At 71.3% G+C, this 15,563-nt stretch carries 17 protein-coding genes and 2 pseudogenes; 13 read left to right on the plus strand and 6 right to left on the minus strand.

Going from position 1 to position 15,563, the window contains the following annotated elements; genetic code table 11:
- The first annotated feature begins 29 nt into the window (after nt 1-29).
- The 4 genes from N8J89_RS06180 to N8J89_RS06195 are packed head-to-tail and all read left to right on the plus strand — an operon-like array spanning nt 30 to nt 3,185.
- Entirely contained in the window at nt 30-905 is an 876-nt protein-coding gene (locus N8J89_RS06180; protein ID WP_283663388.1) for an ABC transporter ATP-binding protein, read from the plus strand.
- The gene (locus N8J89_RS06185; protein ID WP_283663389.1) at nt 902-1,888 is read left to right on the plus strand and encodes an ABC transporter permease; all 987 of its coding nucleotides are present in this window, start codon (nt 902-904) and stop codon (nt 1,886-1,888) included. The genes N8J89_RS06180 and N8J89_RS06185 overlap by 4 nt, the downstream gene beginning before the upstream one ends.
- 29 nt (nt 1,889-1,917) lie before the next feature.
- On the plus strand, nt 1,918-2,316 hold the full coding sequence (locus tag N8J89_RS06190; protein ID WP_283663390.1) for a GntR family transcriptional regulator: 399 nt from the start codon (nt 1,918-1,920) through the stop codon (nt 2,314-2,316).
- The gene (locus N8J89_RS06195; protein ID WP_283663391.1) at nt 2,304-3,185 is read left to right on the plus strand and encodes an ABC transporter ATP-binding protein; all 882 of its coding nucleotides are present in this window, start codon (nt 2,304-2,306) and stop codon (nt 3,183-3,185) included. Before N8J89_RS06190 ends, N8J89_RS06195 begins: the two co-directional genes overlap by 13 nt.
- Here the strand turns inward: N8J89_RS06195 and N8J89_RS06200 are convergent.
- Nucleotides 3,176-4,279 (minus strand): acyltransferase family protein, encoded by a 1,104-nt coding sequence (locus N8J89_RS06200; protein ID WP_283663392.1) that lies wholly within the window; start codon nt 4,277-4,279, stop codon nt 3,176-3,178. The two genes, N8J89_RS06195 and N8J89_RS06200, sit on opposite strands and share 10 nt — an antisense overlap.
- A gap of 94 nt (nt 4,280-4,373) precedes the next feature.
- On the opposite strand from N8J89_RS06200, the gene N8J89_RS06205 reads away from it, so the two are divergent.
- The gene (locus N8J89_RS06205) at nt 4,374-5,591 is read left to right on the plus strand and encodes a glycosyltransferase 87 family protein (RefSeq protein WP_283663393.1); all 1,218 of its coding nucleotides are present in this window, start codon (nt 4,374-4,376) and stop codon (nt 5,589-5,591) included.
- Here N8J89_RS06205 and N8J89_RS06210 read toward each other — a convergent pair.
- Nucleotides 5,561-6,394 carry a helix-turn-helix domain-containing protein gene (locus N8J89_RS06210; protein WP_283663394.1) on the minus strand — a complete coding sequence of 278 codons (834 nt, stop codon included), beginning with the start codon at nt 6,392-6,394 and terminating at the stop codon, nt 5,561-5,563. The genes N8J89_RS06205 and N8J89_RS06210 overlap by 31 nt on opposite strands.
- Nucleotides 6,395-6,495: 101 nt before the next feature.
- On the opposite strand from N8J89_RS06210, the gene N8J89_RS06215 reads away from it, so the two are divergent.
- Complete coding sequence (locus tag N8J89_RS06215) at nt 6,496-7,707, plus strand: CynX/NimT family MFS transporter (protein WP_283663395.1); 1,212 nt, start codon at nt 6,496-6,498, stop codon at nt 7,705-7,707.
- Nucleotides 7,694-7,897: pseudogene (locus N8J89_RS41840) on the plus strand (beta-ketoacyl synthase N-terminal-like domain-containing protein); the annotation flags it as partial. The gene N8J89_RS06215 and the pseudogene N8J89_RS41840, both read left to right, overlap by 14 nt.
- A 254-nt stretch (nt 7,898-8,151) precedes the next feature.
- Here N8J89_RS41840 and N8J89_RS06220 read toward each other — a convergent pair.
- The 4 genes and pseudogenes from N8J89_RS06220 to N8J89_RS41850 all read right to left on the minus strand — a co-directional run.
- Nucleotides 8,152-9,309 (minus strand): serine/threonine-protein kinase, encoded by a 1,158-nt coding sequence (locus N8J89_RS06220; protein WP_283663396.1) that lies wholly within the window; start codon nt 9,307-9,309, stop codon nt 8,152-8,154.
- 86 nt (nt 9,310-9,395) lie between these two features.
- Nucleotides 9,396-9,680, minus strand: coding sequence for a hypothetical protein (locus N8J89_RS41845; protein ID WP_502868423.1), 285 nt, complete (start codon nt 9,678-9,680; stop codon nt 9,396-9,398).
- Between the two features lie 686 nt (nt 9,681-10,366).
- The gene (locus N8J89_RS06230) at nt 10,367-10,531 is read right to left on the minus strand and encodes a P-loop NTPase family protein (protein WP_283663398.1); all 165 of its coding nucleotides are present in this window, start codon (nt 10,529-10,531) and stop codon (nt 10,367-10,369) included.
- A 31-nt stretch (nt 10,532-10,562) separates the two neighbouring features.
- Nucleotides 10,563-10,688 (minus strand): annotated as a pseudogene (locus tag N8J89_RS41850) (hypothetical protein); the annotation flags it as partial.
- Between the two features lie 41 nt (nt 10,689-10,729).
- Here N8J89_RS41850 and N8J89_RS06235 point away from each other — a divergent pair.
- The 6 genes from N8J89_RS06235 to N8J89_RS06260 all read left to right on the plus strand — a co-directional run bounded on the left by N8J89_RS06235 (nt 10,730) and on the right by N8J89_RS06260 (nt 15,254).
- Complete coding sequence (locus N8J89_RS06235) at nt 10,730-11,452, plus strand: class I SAM-dependent methyltransferase (protein ID WP_283663399.1); 723 nt, start codon at nt 10,730-10,732, stop codon at nt 11,450-11,452.
- Nucleotides 11,453-11,610: 158 nt separating this feature from the next.
- Nucleotides 11,611-11,961, plus strand: a complete 351-nt coding sequence (locus N8J89_RS06240) for a hypothetical protein (protein WP_283663400.1) — start codon at nt 11,611-11,613, stop codon at nt 11,959-11,961.
- 132 nt (nt 11,962-12,093) lie between these two features.
- Nucleotides 12,094-12,441 (plus strand): MerR family transcriptional regulator, encoded by a 348-nt coding sequence (locus N8J89_RS06245; protein WP_283663401.1) that lies wholly within the window; start codon nt 12,094-12,096, stop codon nt 12,439-12,441.
- Nucleotides 12,442-12,496: 55 nt separating this feature from the next.
- Nucleotides 12,497-13,957, plus strand: coding sequence for an alpha/beta hydrolase (locus N8J89_RS06250; protein WP_283666104.1), 1,461 nt, complete (start codon nt 12,497-12,499; stop codon nt 13,955-13,957).
- A 104-nt stretch (nt 13,958-14,061) separates the two neighbouring features.
- A complete protein-coding gene (locus N8J89_RS06255) occupies nt 14,062-14,604 on the plus strand; it encodes a hypothetical protein (RefSeq protein ID WP_283663402.1) in 543 nt (180 codons plus the stop codon).
- Nucleotides 14,601-15,254, plus strand: a complete 654-nt coding sequence (locus N8J89_RS06260; RefSeq protein ID WP_283663403.1) for a hypothetical protein — start codon at nt 14,601-14,603, stop codon at nt 15,252-15,254. The genes N8J89_RS06255 and N8J89_RS06260 overlap by 4 nt, the downstream gene beginning before the upstream one ends.
- Nucleotides 15,255-15,563: the final 309 nt, after the last annotated feature.

The following is a 15,563-nucleotide window of genomic DNA, read 5'->3' on the forward strand; positions in this document are numbered from 1 at the left end:
AGTAGTGAAAGGGTGGTAGCTTGTCGCCCATGGCAGTGGAGAAGAGCGCGCCGGTGCTGGCGGACGGGCTGGGCAAGAAGTACCCGAGGGGCTGGGCGCTGCGGGACTGCTCGCTGACCGTCCCGCCGGGCCGGATCGTGGCGCTGGTCGGGCCCAACGGCGCGGGCAAGAGCACGCTGATGGGCATGGTCACCGGCCTGGTCCGGCCCAGCGCGGGCCGGATCACCGTCTTCGGCGAGCAGCCCCACGGCCGCGGCATGCACTCCGCGGTCTCCTTCCTGACCCAGCAGAAGCCGCTGTACCCGCAGTTCACCGTCGCCGAGACGCTCCGGCTCGGCAGGCACGCCAACCCCGCCTGGGACCAGGCCTACGCCGAGGAGCTGGTGGCGCGGGCCACCGTCCCGCTGTCCGCCAAGGTCGGCACGCTCTCCGGCGGGCAGCGCACCAGGGTCGCGCTGGCGCTCGCGCTGGGCAGGCGGCCGCGGCTGCTGATGCTGGACGAGCCGCTGGCCGACCTCGATCCGCTGGCCAGGCAGGCCGTGCTGGAGACGCTGGTGGCGGAGTGCCGGGGCCAGGGCATCACCGTGCTGCTGTCCTCGCACGTGCTGGCCGAGCTGGAAGGCGTGTGCGACCACCTGGTGCTGCTCACCGAGGGCCAGGTCCGGCTGGCCGGTGACGTCGCCCAGCTGGTCGGCGAGCACGCCCTGCTGGTCGGCCCGGCCGGCCAGCCGTGCCCGGTGTCGCCCGGCTCGGTCATCGACGTGCAGCAGGCCAACGGGGTGCAGCAGGTGCTGGTGCCCGCGCACGCCGTGGGCAGGCAGCCCGGCTGGCAGGCGTACCGGCCAGGGCTCGGGCAGCTCGCGCTCGGTTACATGCGCGACGCGCGGGCGGAGGTGGCGGCATGACCTGGATCATCTGGCGGCAGCAGCGCCCGGCGCTGATCAGCCTGGCCGTCGCGCTGCTCGCCGGGGTGGCGGCGATCCTGTTGCTGCGCGCGGGAATGAGCGCCGACATCGCGGCCAAGGGCCTCGGCGCCTGCGTGGCGGACGGCCTGACCCCGGGCACGGCCTGTGGCGGCACGGCCGTCGGCGAGTTCCGCGACATCTGGTTCGACCGGTTGAAGATCGCGCAGATCCTGGTGCTCGCACTGCCCGCGCTGATCGGCGTCTTCATCGGCGCGCCGCTGTTCGCGCGGGAGTTCGAGCAGGGCACGCACGTGCTCGCCTTCACCCAGTCGGTGAGCCGGGCCCGCTGGATGGCGAGCAAGGTCCTGGTCACCGCGGTGCCCGCGCTGTTCGTGCTGATCGTGCTGCAAGTCCTGGTCGGCGGCTGGCTGGACGCCGCCGGTGGGCTGGGGCCACTGACCTCGGGACCGTTCGCGTACAACAACTTCGGCAGCAGCGGGATCGCCCCGTTCACCTACACCGTGTTCGCCTACACCCTCGGCATGTTCATCGGCGCGCTGTCCCGGCGGACGCTGATGGCGATGACCCTCTCGCTCGGCGCGTTCGTGGTGCTCCGGTTCGTGCTCTCCGGTCTCCAGCCGCTGCTGCTCACCCCGGACCGCCTGGTCGCGGCCGACCCGACCCAGACCGCGGTCCCGGCGAAGAGCGGCGCGCTGGTGGTGGACAGCGGACACCTGGACGCGGCGGGCAACGTGGTGCCCAACAGCTTCAGCCGGATCACCGGCTGCGGCGCGCGTGGCGACGAGGTCGCGCCGACCGACCTGGCCACCTGCTACCGCGAGCGCGGGCTGGCCAAGGCATACGCCGACGTCATCCCGGCCGACGCGGCCGGCTCGCTGCACCTGCTGGAGGGCTCGATCTTCCTGGGGCTGGCGGTGCTGTTCGTGCTGGGCGCGGTGTGGGCGGTGCGCAGGCAGGTGTGAGCGGCGGTGACGCGCCTATGCTGAGCGGCGTGATCGAGTTTCGCATCGATCGGCACTCTGGGGTGGCCACCTACCTCCAGATCGCGCACCAGGTCAAGCAGGCGATGCGGATGGGCCTGCTGGGACCCGGCGACCAGCTGCCGACGGCCAGGGAGGTGGTGGCGGCCACCACGGTGAACCCCAACACCGTGCTCAAGGCCTACCGCGAGCTCGAACACGAGGGCCTGGTGGAGGGCCGCAGGGGCATGGGCACGTTCGTGACCGCCTCGCTGGTCAGCGACGCGGCGCGGGCCGGCGCACCGTTGCGCAAGGACCTGGAGCGGTGGATGGGCCGGGCGGTCACCGAGGGCCTGGTGGTGGAGGAGGTGGACGCGATCTACACCGACGTGCGGGACGCGCACTACCCGGCGGCGTCATGCGGGAGGTGACCGCCTGCCCGGTCCGGGTGACCGGCCTGGCCAAGCAGTTCGGCCGCACGGTCGCGCTCAGCGACTGCTCGTTCACCCTGCCCGAGGGCAGCGTGACCGCGCTGGTCGGGCCGAACGGCGCGGGCAAGAGCACGTTGTTGTCGCTGGTCGCGGGCCTTTCCCGGCCCACCGGCGGCGAGGTCAGCGTCTACGGCTCGCCGGTGCGCGGCCGGATGCACCCGGACATCTCGCTGCTCACCCAGCGCCGCCCGCTCTACGACGGGTTCACCGTGCGCGAGATGATGCGGGCCGGCGCGGCGATGAACGACCGCTGGTCGGCCGAGCGCGCGGACGAGGTGCTCGGGCTGCTGGCCGGGGTGGACCGGGACGCAAAGGTGGGCGAGCTGTCCACCGGCGCGCGCACCCAGGTCTCGATCGCGCTGGCGCTGGGCAGGCTGCCCAGGGTGCTGCTGCTGGACGAGCCGCTCTCCGACCTGGACCCGCTGGCCCGGGACGAGACGCTGCGGATCGTGATGACCGAGGTGGCGGACCGGGGCACCACGGTGCTGCTGTCCTCGCACCTGCTCACCGACCTCGGCGACGTCTGCGACCACCTGCTGCTGCTGGACGAGGGCCGGGTCCAGCTGGCCGGTGACATCGAGGAAACCCTTGCCGGGCACCAGGTCCTCATCGGTCCGGCCGACGCAACCCCAGCCGTGACCGGCACCGTGGTGGACTCCTCGCGCACCGAGCGCCAGACCACCGCGCTGGTCCGCGGCGGGACCGCGCCCGCGGGCTGGCTGGCGCGGCGGCCCGACCTGGAGACGCTGGTGATGGGCTACCTGCGGGCCTCGCGGACCCGCAGGAGCGCCACCGCCGCTCAGCGCTGAGCGCCCACCGCGCGCGTGCTCGCGCCGGCCGCTCCCGCTTCGCGACGGCGGCCCAGCTCGATCAGCGGGCGCTCCACGAACCGGTAGCAGAGATCGGCCAGACCGATCGCGACCAGCGAGGTCGGCACCGCGAGCAGCAACCCGGCGGCGCCGGGCGCGACCAGCACCACGATGCCGTGCGCGATGCTCTGCACCAGGTAGATCGAGTACGAGCGCTCGCCGAGGTACACCATCAGGCGAGTGGAGAGCAGCCGCTGCGGCAGGCCGGGAGCCAGCAGCGCGGGCAGCAGCAGCGCCGCCGCGACCGCGTAGAGCGGCACCACCGCGACGAAGCCGGGGATGCCGAGCACCGCGTTGTCCAGCAGGGTCGACACGGTGGCCACCGACAGGTGCGCGCCGAGGAACGCCAGGCACACCGCGCCCACCACCCAGGGCCTGGTCAGCGGCTTGACCAGGGCGTAGCCGCGCGGGTGGTGCATCACCATGGCGAGCGCGCAGCCGATGAGCACGGTGAAGTAGTGCACCGACCAGCCCTTGGGGTCACTGGAGACGGTGAACGGGATGACCGCCAGCGCGAGCCCCATCAGCGCCGCGGTGACCAGCGGGCGGCTGCGCGGGAACAGCGTGAACGCCAGCAGCGGCCACAGCAGGTAGAACTTCTGCTCGATGCCCAGCGACCAGGAGTGCCCGTACGGCCCGCCGAGCCCGAACTCGTTGAAGAAGACGAAGTACAGCCCGAAGTCGCGGCCCAGCGGGTTCGCGCTGAACTGCCCGGCGACCAGCAGGCCCGCGGCGGTGAGCAGCAGCACCACGAAGTACATCGGCAGGATGCGGAAGGCGCGCCGCCGGTAGAAGTTCGGCAGGTTGATCCGCCCGTGCCTGGCGTGCTCGCGCAGCAGCAGGGTGGTGATCAGGAAGCCGGAGAGCACGAAGAACACCTGCACGCCGAGCCAGCCCTGCAACAGGTCGGGGCCCTGGTTGTGGAAGAACACGACGAGCAGCGCGGCGATCGCGCGCACCCCGTCCAGTGCGGGAAAGCGCTTCAGCGCGAGGAACTCCTCGTGGCGCATCGGGGCGTGGCGAGTTGGGCTCATGGACACTAGTTGCCGATGGGGGCCGAAGTGTTTCATGAGGACAGTCACACCCCGGCGGATGAAACGCCGGGACCCCCATCGGCAACTAGTGTCCATGCGGAACGAGATCGCGGCGGCCGAGCAGGCCCTCGGGCAGTCCTTTTCGGACGATCAGACCCGTCGCAGGTGGGCACGCGCCCGCCGGGTGGCCTGGGTGCTGTGGTGGGTCGCGCTGGCCTGGCTGTCGCTCGCGGAGATGAGCCGGAGCCTGCTGGACCTGGAGGTCTACCGCAACGGCGGACTCGCCTGGCTGCACGGCATCCCGCTCTACCTCGACTTCCCCGGGCCGCTGCCCGGCCCCCGGCTGCCGTTCACCTACCCGCCCGCGGCCGCGGTCCTGTTCAGCGCCTTCGCCGTCCTGCCCGCCTGGCTGGCGACCGTCCTGCTCACCACGGCGAGCTTCCTCGCGCTGACCGCGGTCTGCCTGGTGGTGACCAGAAGGCTGTGCCGCCACCGGGATGTCGCGCACGCCCTCGGCCTGGCCGCCGCGATCGCCGCGATCGGCCTGGAACCCGTGCTCTCCACCGTCAACCTTGGTCAGATCAACCTGCTGCTGATGGCCCTGGTCGTGATCGACTGCCTGGCCGTCCGCGACCGCCGCCTGCGCGGCCTGCTGGTCGGCGTGGCCACGGCGATCAAACTGACCCCCGCGGTGTTCGTGCTGTACTTCCTGCTGCGCCGCGACTGGCGGTCCGCGGCCAACTCCGCCGTCGCGTTCGTCGTCCTCGCCGCCCTCGGATTCGCTTTCGCCCCAACGGATTCCGTCGAGTACTGGTTCCACGCCCTGACCGACCCGAGCCGCATCGGCGGCCTCGCCTACGGCCCGAACCAGTCCTTCCGCGGCCTGCTGCACCGCCTGAACCCGAGCCCGGAAGCGATTTCCCTGCTGTGGCTGGGACTTTCCGCACTTGCCATGCTGCTCGCCGTGCTCATCGCCCACGGCACCAGGGACAACCTGCTGGCCCTGCTGGTGATCGCGGCCGGCGGCCTGCTCGCCTCCCCGGTGTCCTGGTCCCACCACTGGGTCTGGTGCGTCCCGGCCTTGCTGCTGCTCGCCGCCCGCGTCCGCACCTGGTCGCACCGAACCCTGCTCGCCGGCGCCGTCCTCCTGTTCTGCACCAGCCCCTTCACCCTGCTGCCCCACTCCGAAGACCGGGAGCTGCGCTGGACCTTCTGGCAACACATCCCGGGCAACGTCTACGTCTGGCTCGCCTTCGGGGCGCTGGTCGTGCTCGCGGTGGGTCAGGAGATGGACCGGAGCCGGAGACGCTGACCGCGGAGCTGATCGACGGCCTGCGCCGTGTGCTCGTCCGCGGGCAGGAACACCACCAGCTGCTGGGCGTCCGCGGCGAGCTCGAGTGTCTCCCGGACCAGCCGGAGCTCCGGCCCCGCCGGGTGGCTGAGCCGGAGAACTCCCCGTGGCGGCACCACATGCCGCTTCAGCCGGCGCGCGAACTCCGGCCCGGCCACCGGAACGAGCTCGGCGGTGAGCCACTCCAGGTTCTCCACCGACGGCGCCAGCCACAGGTCGAACGCCTGCTGGTCCGCGATGTCGGCCCAGTCGGCGAAGAAGGTCCGGGCGCGCGGGTCGGTGAAGACGTAGCGGGTGAGGTTCGGGGCGGCGGCATCCAGCACCCCGGCCGCACCGGCGACCGACTCGAAACCGCCCGTCCAGGCGAGCAGGTCGCCCAGCCGGTTGGTCACGACCGCGATGCCCGGTTCCAGCAACCGCAGCGTCGCCAGCACCGACGGCCGCACCTGCCGGGGCGGCGGCACGGGCTCGATCCGGGCGGCGCACCCGCCGCGGGTGATCTTCGCGAGGTAGCGCAGGTGGTTGCGTTCCGAGGGGTCCAGGCTGAGCGCGTCGGCCAGCGCGTTGACCACCGCGGTCGAGGGGTTGGTGTCCCGGCCCTGCTCGATCCGGGTCAGGTACTCGACACTGATCCCGGCCCGCGCCGCCAGGTCCAGCCGCCGCAACCCCGGCGAGCGCCGCCTGCCCCGCGCCGGCAGGCCCAGCGACTCCGGCTGGACGCTGTCCCGCTTGGCCCGGATGAAGTCGCCCAACGGCTTGCCCATACCGCGAGCGTAGGGCGCGGCCCGGCGGTCAGCGTGGCCGTGCCGGGGCCAGCCTGCGCGTGGCCTGGCTCTCCTGCCGGGGCGCACCGATCATGGTGGCCATGACAACCACGCGGTCGAAGCCGCGCTCCGGCCAGGCGCTGCTGGTGTGGGGACTGCTGGTGGTGGCGGCGAACCTGCGCGCCAGCATCACCGGCGTCGGCCCACTGCTGGACCGCGTGCAGGCGGACCTGGACCTGACCCCGGCCGCGGCGGGCCTGGTGAACACCCTGCCGCTACTGGCCTTCGCCGCGCTGTCCCCGGTGGTCCCGCGCCTGTCCGCCCGCTGGGGCCCGGAACGGCTGCTCGGCGTCGCGCTGGTCGTGCTGACCCTGGGCATCGCGACCCGCTGGATACCGGCGGCACCCGCCCTGTTCGCCGGAACGGTGCTGGTCGGCGCGGGCATCGCCATCGGCAACGTGGTCCTGCCCATCCTGGTCAAACGCGACTTCCCAACCAGGGTGGGCCTGCTGACCAGCGCCTACGCCACAGTGATGGGCGGCGTCGCGGCGGTGGCCTCCGGCGTGGCCGTCCCGATCAGCGAACTGGCCCCCGGCGGCTGGCACACCGCCCTCGGCGGCTGGATCCTGCTCGCCCTGGTGGCCATCGTGCTCTGGCTCCCGCAGCTGCGGACCGCGCCGCCACCCGCGAGCTCGGGCAACGGGCACCGGCTGCCCTGGGGCTCGCCGCTGGCCTGGGCGGTCACCGCCTTCATGGGCTTGCAGTCCCTGGGCTTCTACATCGTGGTCACCTGGCTGCCCCAGGTGTTCCAGGACAACGGCGTGACCGCGGCCACCGCGGGCTGGCTGCTGTTCCTGCTCCAGGCGGTCGCGGTGCTGACCAGCCTGGCCACCCCCGCCGCCCTGCGCTGGGCGCGGGACCAGCGCGCACCGGCCGCGGTCAGCTCCGCGCTCCTGCTCGCCGGCTACCTCGTGCTCCTGCTGGCCCCGGACCAGGCGGTGCTGTGCAGCATCCTGCTCGGCCTCGGCGGCGGCGCCAGCCTGGTGCTCGCCCTGGCCTTCTTCAGCCTGCGCGCCCAGGACGCGGCCACCGCCGGCGGACTGTCCGCGATGGCCCAGTCCATCGGCTACCTGCTGGCCGCCGCGGGCCCCGCGGTCTTCGGGCTGCTGCACACCGCCACCGCCGGCTGGCAGGCGCCCGTCCTGCTGCTGTGCCTGGCCGCGACCGGGCAGCTGATCGTCTCGATGGCGGCCGGCCGGGGCACGGTGCGGCCTGCCGGTAACGCTTGCGGCACAGGCGATGAACAGCGCTGACGACGATCACGGCAGACCCGACCAGCCGGCGGTGACCCCCACCGGCTTCTACCGCGCCCTCCGGTGGCTGCTCGACGCGGACCCGGCCCAGACAGGCAAGAGCGCGGTGCGCCAGGGCGGTTTCCTGCACCAGGCCGACGAGTTCGACGCCGCCTTCTTCGGGCTGACCCCGCGCGAGGTGCTGGCGATGGACCCGCAGCAGCCTGGCCCTCTACGACTCCGCCCAAACCCTGGGCGAACCACTGGTGATCACCGCCCCCCGAACGAGTCCACCCCGCAAACCAACCCCGACCCCCGCCCACCCCGCGAACACCTGCTCATCGACCTGGTCCGCACCCACCTGGCCACCGCCCTGCGCCTGCCCACCACGGTCGCCTTCGACGACCCTCCGCGACCGAGCTCGCCACCCTCGTGCCCCAGCCCCAAGGAGACTGAGCCACCGGATCAGCCCTCCTTCTTGCCCTGCCCCGGAGCCTTGTCCTTGCCGCCCTTGCCCTTCTTCCCGGGCTTGTCGAGCACGGTCGTGGTTCCGCGCTGCCCGACGGTGACCACCGGCGGCGGCACGGAGGAGGTGGGAACCGTCGACGTGGCGGGCGGCGCCGCCGGCGCGGTGGTGAGCGAGGCGGTGCTGGTGCCCGTCACCGGCGGAGGGGCCGAGCTGTCCGATCCGGACCCAGCGGTGGCACCCCAGACGACGCCGATCGCGCCGAGCAGCGCGGCCGCGCCGGTGAGCAACGCGGTCCGGGAGAACACCGGTGTCCGAGCCACCTCCGCCGCGGCGACCGGAAGCGTGGGCTCAACGGCCTGCTCACCGCGCAGGACCCGTGCACAGTCGTGCGCACTGGGCCGCCGCTTCGGCGTCAGCGACGTCATCATCAACAACAGCTGGGCCAAGTCCGCGGGCAGGTCCTCAGGAATGGCGGGCGCACGGTGCAGCCGGGCAACAGCCACCTCCGCCTCGCCACCCAGGTACTCCTGCCGCCCGGTCAGACATTCCAGCAACACCAACCCCAGCGCGTAGATGTCAGCAGGCGGCCCGACATCGGTACCGCGAACCTGCTCCGGAGCCAGATAAGCAGCCGTGCCCACAATTTCGTCAGCGCGGGTGAGCCGAGTGCTACCCACCAGATAGGCCAAACCGAAGTCGGCGAGATGGGCATTGTCCGCGGCGTCGAACAAGATGTTGGACGGCTTGACATCGCGGTGCACCACATACCGCGCGTGCACATACGCCAGCGCCTCAGCAACCTGCGCGCCCAGCCCGCGCACCACGGCCGCGGGCAGCGGTCCACCCGCCATCCGATCGCGCAGCGTGTCCCCCTCGACAAGCTGCAACACGAGGAACATCACCCCGTCGCTGGTCCCGGCGTCATGCACGCAGACCAGCCCGGGATGCGACAGCCCCGCCAAGGTCCGGACCTCGTTGTCGAAGCGCCGACCAGCCGAAACGTTCCACCCTGACCGGAACAGCTTGACCGCGACAAAGCGCTCGAGCACCGTGTCGTAGGCCCGCCGGACCTCCGCCGTCCCCCCGGTGCCCAGGCACTCGCCCAGCCGGTACCGCCCCGCCACCAGGTCCGCACCACACGGCACCGACACCACCGCACCTCCACCGCCCACCAGGACACGTTGGAATGCCCGCAGGCTCACAACCACAAACAACCACCACGCCGAAGACGCCAGGCACCCTACCCCCGACCCCGCTGCTCAAGAGCTGGCGTGGCGCCGTCTATTCGGATCCGACTCACCTGAACCAATCGGACCGACAACCCCTGCCTCGCTGACCGCGATTGGCGCAGCCGCTTTCGTGTTCGGGACCCGCGCCCGACCGCGGCGAACCGATCCGTCATCGCGGCCGTCCTCCGGCGGAGCGTGGTCACCGGAGCAGACGGGCGGCGAGTGCGGTGCGGGAGGAAACACCGAGCTTGCGGTATCCGGCCGAGATGGGTCTCCACCGTGCGCTCGCTGACCACCAGCCGCTCGGCGATGGACCGGTTGCTGTCTCCCTGCCGCCTCCAGCACCTCCCTGGTCCCGGCCGGCCACAGCAGCAGCTGGCTGGTCGCCGCGTACGGCGCCGTGGCCCGCAACCGCAGCTCCGGGGTCTTCGCCGGCAGTGAGCCGAGCAGGACCGTGGCGATCTCCCTGGCCTCCAGCGCCCGCCCGGTCAGCACCAGCGCCTGCGCGAGCTCCAGCCGCAGCTCCACGGCATCCCGGTCCTGGGTCCCGGGGTGAAGTTCGAGCGCGGCCCGCAGCCAGCTCGCCGCGGTGGCAGGGGCCGTCGGCACCACCTCCCGGGCCGCCTCGCGCAGCACTTCTCGCGCCTGGCTGTCACCAACCGCGGCCGAGCGGGCGATGTGCGGGGCACACACGCTGACCGGGGCACCTCGCCGCGCCAGCAGCCGGGCCACCCGACCGTGCGCGGCGGCGCGCCACAGCGGTGTGGCCGAGTGGTAGACCGCGTTGCGCAGCAAGGGATGCCGAAAGGTGATTCGGGGCCCTGCCTCGGTGGCGCGCAACAGGTCGATGGCGAACAGCTCCGCCGCGGCGGCTTGCACCTGAGCCGGGGGCAGGTCGGCGGCCACCGCGGCGAGCTCCGGGTCCACGTGGTCACCGAGCACGGCCACGGCCTGGGCGACCAGCCTGGCCGGTGCGGACAGCTCACAGCACCAGCCGCCCGGCCGGTGGGCGGCGCAACAGGGAGGCGAGCAGGTCGATCGAGGCCTCATCCGCCCAGTGCAGGTCGTCCAGGGCCAGCAGCCCGCCGGATGACGGTGGCAGGGGAAAGCGCTCCCGCAGCGCGTCCAGGAACATCCCGAACGGCACCGTGCTCCACCACCCGGAGCCTGACCTCGTGCAGCAACCGTGACTTCCCGATCCCCGGTTCACCGACGATCTCCACCACGCTGATCCCAGGCGATGCCGTGGCCAAGACCTGCTCCAGGAAAGCCAGCTCGTCCTGCCTGCCCACGAACGGTTCCACGCCGCACCCCCGACCACCACGGTAGCTGGGAGGATGCCGGAGTGGCCTACACCGAGGCGTACGAGTCCGACCTGCTCCGCGGCGACCAGGAACCCCCGCCCTGGCGACTCCGCGAAGAGATCGCCGCGCTGGCCCGCGGCACCGACCGGATGCTGGACATCGGATGCGGCACGATGTTCAAGACCCTCGCCCTCGCGCCGCTGGTCGGACAGGTCGTCGGCGTCGAACCCAACCCGCGCATGCTGGCCCAGGCCCGCGCCAACATCCTGGCCGGCGCGGCGGACAACGCGTTCGTCGTAGCCGGCCACGCCGAGCAGCTCCCGTTCCCGGACGCCTCCTTTGACCTGGTCACGGTGATGCTGGCCCCGCACGACACCGGCGAGATCAGTCGCGTGCTGAGGCCCGGCGGCAGAGCTGTCCTGGAGAAGATCGGCGACCGCGACAAGTCGAACTTCAAGACCGAGTTCGGCGCCGATGAGCATGGCCCGCGCGGCCAGTTCGCCGACCTGGCCGCCGGCGAACGCGCCCGCGCCTACGAGACCGAGTTCGCCGAGGCCTTCACCCGCACCGAAGTCCGGCAGGGGTTCTGGGCGACCTACTACACCCGCCCCGGCCTGGAACTGGTGCTGGAGCAGACCTCCGCCGTCCGCAACTACGACCCGGTCGTGGACAAACCGGTCGTCGACCGGATCTGCCAGGAGTGGACCACCGACCGAGGAATCAGGACCACCCAGAACCGCATCCTCATCCACGCCTGGAAGTAACCCGGAGACTGCGGGTTGCCGGCACTGTTTCCCGGGGCGGTGTCAGCGCTCCGGCCGGGGCAGCCGGTGCACCCGCGCCTGACCACCGCCGAGCACCGCCGTCACCGGACAGCCGTGGCGGTCCTTCGGCCGCGTGGCGTGGTCCGGATCATGGCGCGGTGAGCGACCCGTACAGCCCACTCTCCTCCGCGCGGCCGCCGCTGTGGAACTGGATCAACAGCCTGGCCCTGACCGACCCGGACAAGAAGGCCACCGCCCAGCTCGACGTAATCAAAACCGCCGCTGGCCTCGCCGTGGGCGGTTGTGGCCTGTTCGCCCTTTACCTCGCCGCCCGCCGCACAATACAAGAAGAACCCCGGCCTCACCCTCGACCCGGTCAAGGTCGAGAAGATCCTCTGCAAGACCGCGACCCAGCCTGCCTGCCCGAATCCACGCACTGTGTCTCGTACGTCAACGTGGGCCGCACACCGGCATTCGACGCCACCAACAAAAGGCCCCGGTCGGCTTGACCGGGGCCTTTTGCGTGCGACGAAAGTGGACTCTCCCCGACACCTTCGTCTGAAAGATCCGGCCTGCCTTGACCATGCCGTAGCGGCATAGTTTCAACTGGGTCGTGTCAGGGCCGAACGGAGGGAGACGTCGTGGGGTGGAGCGCCAGCCAGCTGGCCCATCTCGTGCGGGTGCTCAGGATCAAGCGCCTCACCGATCTCGGCCTGTCGCTCACGCAGATCGCGGAAACTCGGTGCCGGGGACGAACATCCCGGCGAGGCATTGCGCGAACTCGACGTCGAACTGGCATTGATCCTGCGCCAGGAGGCGCCGGCCGCGTTCCCGACGTGCACGAGACGCGTGCGGCGTTCCCGGATGCCGTCAGCGTGTACGGCAATTCGCCGCGGGGCAAGAAGTTCGCGATGCAGACGATGGTCAAGGTCATGGCCGAGCTCTACAACAAGGTCCAGATCGATGTCCTGATCCGCATGAACGGCTGACATTTCATTGGTTTGGCGCGCCGAATGGGGCGCGTCGTCGGGGAGGTATTCGCTAATGCGAAAAACGTTGTCGCTGGCCACGGTGGTGACCGCCGCCGCAGCGCTGGTGGCGGTACCGGGGGTGGCGTCCGCCGCACCGCCCGTGAAGCAGGTGCAGTGGGTCGCGTGTCCCGCTGACGTGGCGCTTGCCGGACTGGAGTGCGGAAAGCTCCAGGTGCCGCTCGACTACCGCACGCCGGAGGGCCGCCAGACCGAGATCATGATCACCCGGCTGGCCAGCAAGAGCCCTGAGAAGCGCAAGGGCATCCTGCTGACCAACCCCGGCGGGCCGGCCGAGGGCCTCACGTTCCCGTTCTTCCTGAAGGCACGGGGAATGCCGCAGAGCGTGCTGGACGCGTACGACGTGATCGGCATGGACCCGCGCGGCATCGGCTACAGCTCGCCTGCCACGTGCGACCTGACCGAGGCGCAGATGCTTGCGGGCAGCGTGCCGCCGTACGCCGTGACGCAGGCCGATGTGCGCAAGCGGGCTGAGGAGGTCAAGACGATGGCACAGCAGTGCCTCAAGTCGTCGACCGCCGACGAACTGCCGTACAACACGACCGCGAACATCGCCCGCGACCTGGACCGCGTCCGCGCCGCACTGGGTGAGAAGAAGGCCTCGTACCTCGGCTACTCGTACGGCACGTACCTGGGCTCGGTCTACGCCACGCTGTTCCCGAGGACCAGCGACCGCGTCGTGCTCGACAGCAACCTCCCCAAGGGTGGCTGGGACGTCGAGGGTGGCCGCATGTACGGCCCCGGCGTGGAGGACACGTTCCCGGACTTCGCGAAGTGGGCGGCGGCACACCCCGAGTACGGGCTGGGCGCCACGCCGCAGGAGGTGCGCGCCAAGTACTTCGACCTCGCGGGCCGGCTGGACGCGAAGCCGTCGGTCGAGGGCATCACCGGTCAGCAGTTCCGGATGCTGGTGTTCGGCGGCCTCTACGCCACCGGTGACGCGCCGTTCTCGAAGATGGCCGCGCAGTGGAAGGCGCTTGACAACGACCAGCCGCTGCCGCCCACGGAGGTACCGAAGGTCCCGCGCATGGAAAGCCTGATCTCCGGCCGCCTGCACGTGATCTGCGGCGACTCCCAGTGGCCTTCGTCTGTCAGCACTTACGAGCGCAACGTCGCCGTGGACCGCATCCGGTACCCGATGTTCGGTGCCGCAGGGGCGAACATCTACCCGTGCGCGTTCTGGCCGAAGCCGGTGGAGAAGCAGGTGCTGCCGTCCGACCGCGGACCGCGCAACATCCTCATGGTGCAGAACGAGCGCGACCCCGCCACGCCGCTCGTCGGCGCCCGCTCGACGCGTCGGGCGTTCGGTGACCGGGCCGCGATGATCACCATCGACCAGGGCGGGCACGGCGCCTACCTGTTCGGCAAGAACAACTGCGCCAACGACAAGGTCACCGAGTACCTGCTCGGTGGACAGCGTCCGAGCGATGTGAAGTGCGCGGCTGAAACCGGCTGATTCCCGAAGGGCCGGCTCGCTCGCCGCGAGCCGGCCCGCCCGGAGCGACTCCTGTCATTGCGACAGCCCGAGACGGTCACACGTCAGAACGACGAGGAGCAGACATGACGGTCACCGACCGCGACCCCTGGCTCTTGCGGGGTGACCGTCCCGTGTGGACGCCCGCGGTGCCGGCGGGCGTGGAGTACCACCGGGTCTACGCGTCCGAGAAGCGGCGCATCCTGCGCGGGATTGTCGCGATTGTGTTGCTGGTGGCCGGGTTCGTCGGGTTCGCGGTCCTCGACGCCGCTGTGTTCGCACGGTCCGGGCCCTCGACGCCGCTACGTCAGGCCGCGGGTGCGCTGGGGCTGGCCGCGTTGATCCCGTACAGCATGCTGGTGCAGCGTGTCCTCTACGGCGTGCCCGCGGGGTCGCTGCACTCGGTGGCGGGGCGGTTCCGGTTCGGTGTCCTCGGCCGCGCGCTGCTGGTGTTCGGCCCGCTCCTGCTGGTCGTGATCGCGGTGGGGTCGCTGGGGGCCGGCGGCTCTGTTCCGTGGACGAGCGCCAATCTGGTCTGGTTCTTCGTCATCGGCATGCTGCTGACCCCTCTCGGCGCGGCGGCCACGCGACACATCGCGGCTGGCCGCGGGGAGGGTCAGCAGTCATGAGCGCGAGCTGGAACCAACGCCGGCTGGCCAAGCGCGCGGAGCCCGGCGACGGGCGGGCGCTCAAGCCCTTCCGCTGGTGGCAGATGGTGTGGCGCTCGGTGTTGTCGATCACCCTGCCGGTCCACGGACGTCCGGTCGTGCACACCGTCGAGGTCAAACACGGCGGGGACGCCCAGTCCGGCGTGGTGCGGGCCGGGCTCTACCTCGACGGCCGCCTCCAGTTGGAGTCGAAGCTGCCGGCGCGCTTTCCGGTCGCGGGCGGTCACATCGAGGTCCGCAAGAGCGAGGCAGGCATGCGCCGCTGCCACTTCCTCAGCGACGACGGCACGGTGCGGCCTCTCGCACCCGACCCGCGATCCGCCGAGGGACGACGCATGCGCTTTGCCCGCGAGCATCCCACCGCCAGCGGGCTCATCGGCGCCGTCTCGATCCTGATGCTGCTCATCGGCCTCGGATTGAACCTGCTGCAGATGGCAGAACCGATCTCCCAGATCCCGCCGATCGCCGCCACGCTGGGCACGTTCGAGTCACCGCTGCGGCTGCCGGTGTGGCTCAACCTGACACTAGGTGTCGGCGCCGCGGTCGGCGCCATCGAGCGCGCGATGCGCATGCGCTACCACTGGCTCCTCGACAGCGGCGCCGGCACCTAGTACCGCAACGACACGTCGCGGTCGGTGCGTGCGGTGATCGTGCCGGCGGCGGCCAGCTTCAGCGCGGTGGCTGCGTCGAGGCCCACTGGCCTTGGTGGATCTACCACTCCTGCCGTCGCCTCGTCGAGACCGGCGAAGTTGGCCTGTCTCGGGAGGACCCAGAAGGGCTGGAGTACCTCCCGTTCCGCGTCAAGCAGCCCGCTGGCGGCAGCTTCGTCCCAAGACTGGCTGCGATGGCCAGCTCACGGGGTACATCGGTGGCGAGGTTGGCGGAATCGCTGTGCGACCTTTGAGGTCAACGTCGACGCG

Origin of the sequence: Crossiella sp. CA-258035 (assembly GCF_030064675.1) — a bacterium.
Classification (GTDB): domain Bacteria; phylum Actinomycetota; class Actinomycetes; order Mycobacteriales; family Pseudonocardiaceae; genus Crossiella.